This is a genomic window from Pseudomonas sp. EL_65y_Pfl2_R96 (assembly GCF_963970905.1).
Classification (GTDB): domain Bacteria; phylum Pseudomonadota; class Gammaproteobacteria; order Pseudomonadales; family Pseudomonadaceae; genus Aquipseudomonas.
The window spans coordinates 1-443 of record NZ_CAXAQH010000373.1; the positions used below are offsets into that span (position 1 = coordinate 1).

Here is a 443-nt window from a genome sequence, read left to right on the forward strand (position 1 = left end):
CGTTATGCTCGCTGAGCAAAGTGGCCTTTTCGGTGATGTGCGGTGCGACGATCACGTCATAATGACGCGCGTCGATCGCGGCTTTCTGCTTAGCCATTGAAGCGCGCCTCCAGCATTTCGACGGCAGCGCGGGTCAGGACCAGCGTGTCGTGCTTAAGGATGTCATAGACGTTGGCACCAGCCGCCGGCATCACGTTGATCGTGTGCAGGTTGCCCGCTGCCAGCGCGAAGCTGGTCTCGACCGCTGCGCCGTCAATGACGAGCGCGGTCTTGCCCGTGCCGAGCTTTGCCCAATCCGCGATCAGCGTCTTGGTCTTGCTCTCGGCGACCGTCAGGCTGTCCATGACAACCAGCGTGCCTGCCTGAGCGTGGCTCGACAGCGCCATCTTCAGACCGAGCGCGCGAACCTTCTTGTTCAGGCCGGGGTTGAAGTCGCGGGTCCG

The 443-nt window shown here is 62.5% G+C and carries 1 protein-coding gene; it reads right to left on the reverse strand.

Annotated features, from left to right (window positions below; all coding sequences use genetic code 11):
* Positions 1–89: 89 nt before the first annotated feature.
* Positions 90–443, reverse strand: a 354-nt coding sequence (gene rplD / locus AACY49_RS31115; protein WP_339528170.1) for a 50S ribosomal protein L4, incomplete at its 5' end; no start/stop codon positions are given.